The 3,209-nt window shown below is 29.9% G+C and carries 1 protein-coding gene; it reads right to left on the reverse strand.

The annotated features are described in order from the left end of the window. Positions 1 to 418: 418 nt before the first annotated feature. Positions 419 to 3,037, reverse strand: coding sequence for a T9SS type A sorting domain-containing protein (locus PW52_RS16850; protein WP_044634155.1), 2,619 nt, complete (start codon positions 3,035 to 3,037; stop codon positions 419 to 421). Positions 3,038 to 3,209: the final 172 nt, after the last annotated feature.

Here is a 3,209-nt window from a genome sequence, read left to right on the forward strand (position 1 = left end):
TTCTGAAACAAGTTCAGAATGACAAGGATTTTTTTTTAAACAGCTTCTTTTTTTATAAATTTTTAAAGCACCTCTACTCTATTATTTTACTTCCTTCTGGTGCTTCAAAAACAGAAGGCATTCCGCAGAAATAAAACATCAAGTAATTGTAAAACTTACGTTTACTTTCTAATTGTTTATAACTTCATAAAGAATATAAACTGTTTTTCCATCAAAATCAATACTAGGTTTTGGTAATTCAATTCTCGATTTTCTTTACACTAAATCTATCGTTGTTACTTCATCGCCTTCCTTATTACCTATTGTAAAATCAAGCGTTTTCATAGTATTCTAAGAACTGTTCCTCTAAGCGCATGAAACACTTCAGAAATTAGCTCTGTAAGTATAGAGATTGCATCGGGCCTTTCAGTTTTATAATTTATTCAACAATAAGCTTTTTAACACTCTCTAAACCATCCTTCTTTATTTTCAAAATATACAATCCACTTTTAAGCTTTGAAACATTTAAATGTGTTTTGTTTCTATCCAGTATTTCGTTGGTTTTTAAAATTAATTTCCCTTGTAAATCAAAAGCGCTAATCTCGATTAATCCTTCGCTTGTATTGTTAAATATTAAATCGAGCTTTCCATTAGTAGGGTTTGGATACATAGAAACGCTTTTAGTATTAAAATCTTCTGTTGAAAGACTAGTTTCGTCCACAAATTTGGTTTCGAAAATATTGGTTATAATGGGGTCGTTAAAATCAAAATAAATTTCGGCTTTATTGGGGATAATATCACCAACACTATAACCTGCAGTTGGTTTTATTTTGTAGTACACATAACCATGACTGTTTGGTTCGTCCATATCTTCACTCGGTAAATATATGTCATCAAATTGCCAATTTAATTGATTATTAGTTCTTGTAAAAACATAATCATGACTGGATGTTAATATTTGAATGGTAGATTCATCTAATTTAGAATCTAAAGTATTGTCAATTGAAATATTTATTGCATCTGCTGTTCCTACATTTTGAAATCGTATTGTATAGAATAAATAATCTTCATCTGTAAAAGATTCATGCAAAATTTCTGGACCGTGAGATTCTAATATATCGTTAGGATCGTAAGAGCCTACTACTGTTTCTGTAAGTGTTGAAGAATTATCGGTTAAATTATAATCATAAAACGAAACCGAAGCAGAGTTAGTTAATACATCCCCTAAATTTAATGAGGATGGCACACTCATATTAACAAATAGGGTTTCAGTTTCGTATGGCTCAATCTCTTGAATATTTAAAACGAATCCGGTATTTGTAGTAGTGAGTGTATTTTCAGGACTAACACCTAAAACTTCTATCACTTCCACATTCTCGTCTTTTTCAAAATAAATATTTAATGAATTAATAGTTTGATGTGCAGAGTTTTTTATTTGCAATTTATTAATGTAATTAAAACCAGGGCGAGGTGAAACATCACTTAACAAAACTACAGCAATATTTCTACACGTCTTTTTCTTAACAACAGGAAAAGATAAGTGTTTTATTTTTCCACCTGAAACACTAACATAATACATAACTTCATTTGTGACTTCGTAACAGTTTGTCAACTCATTAAATAAGGTATAGCGTATGGTATATTTATCCGTATCATTTTCAGTTTCAATTGTAAAAAACCCTTTAGATGTATCAATATTATGAATAACACCATTATTATTGACTTCATAGGTAAAAGTACCTTGCGAAAAATATTCCTCCTGAGCAGAAAACGAACCATCCTTATTTTCATCGTAAAATGCACTTATAGACAGCCTCCCTTTATCGGTGCAATTATTCACATAAAGATAAATGCTTCCAAATAATGGACAATTCCCATATTGATAACGAAAATAGACTCTATCTTGATAAGGCTTTAAATTTTGAAAATATTGCGGTAATTTATTAATATTAGCTTGAGCATCCTCCTGGGTTCTAAACAAATCTAAACCTTCTGTAGGCACACCGTTTATGTAAATTTTCGCATCATTAGAATTGAATTCCGTAATACCATCAATCGCATCTGTATCGCATTTATACAAACCATCATAATCAAATACTGGTTTTCTTTCTACAGTTAATTTTAATGATTTAACAATATAATCTTGCAGGTTATTTGGATTAAAAATATAAACATAAATCGCTTGATGGTTATATAAATTTGTGTAATTTTCTGTGTTGTAAATCCGATTTATACCAACATTATTAGAATTGTCCCAACCTTCATAAAACAAAACATCTAACTCCGGGTACTCTTCCTTTACCAAGTCTGATATAGTTTCAAGATTAAAACTATCAAAACCAGTATAATATGAATGGTCTTGACATACGTATAAATCTTTTAGGTCAACATCTATCTCTGGTAAATCAACATAAAAATCAAATGAAAAGATTTCAAATAACTCGCAAGGTTCATTTTCTACTCTTGCAAACAATGTAACTAAAGTGTTACTATTAAAATCGTCGCTTGGAATTATTTCATTAGTTTTATTTTCTGCATCTATTTGAGAAAAATAATACGATACTTTTAATTTGTTTTGGTCTGATAATATACGATTGGTTATAGATGTAAAGGGCAGGTTTTCAACCCCATTCCTATCCTCATCAATAATAACAAAGTCTGTGATAATATCATATACCAAGATAGGTTGAAGCACTCCTATTTGAGCGGAGTTTTTTATATAGGTATTTCCCCAAGAGCTTCTATACCTTGCTCTAAAATATATAGTTTCTTGACTACCTGTATTAACATCGTAATAAGATGCTTGATATGATGTAAGTGCATTTGTACCATTATTCATATCTTCTTCTGTCAAAAAATATTGTGTAGATTCGTATTGATAACTGCTAGCATTACAAAAGGGGAAAGGAAAAACACCCTTTAAGTTAAATGTTTCTAATCCATCATTATCGCTGTCACATTTATAATATTCTAAATCTTCACAACCAGTAGGAGACGCCTGAGCAAAAGTAACCCAAGAAAAAAATATTGAAAAAAAGAAAAGTATAAGTTTTTTCATGTTTATAGTTAATTTATAACATCAAACATAATAAATAATCAACTGAAAAAAATGTATCAAACTTACAAAACCTATTTATTCTTCAACTTTTTCGATTAAAAGACAAATCGCTTGAGCCTGAAAAAAAAGCAACTATCCTTATCTGTCAACCTGAACTTGTTTCAGGTTCTCA

This window comes from Neotamlana sedimentorum (assembly GCF_000943565.1).
In the GTDB taxonomy this organism is placed as follows: Bacteria; Bacteroidota; Bacteroidia; order Flavobacteriales; family Flavobacteriaceae; genus Neotamlana; species Neotamlana sedimentorum.

Coding starts and splice junctions, on each gene's coding strand:
- PW52_RS16850 (WP_044634155.1), bottom strand. CDS start 3,037: ATGAAAAAACTTATACTTTTCTTTTTTTCAATATTTTTTTCTTGGGTT.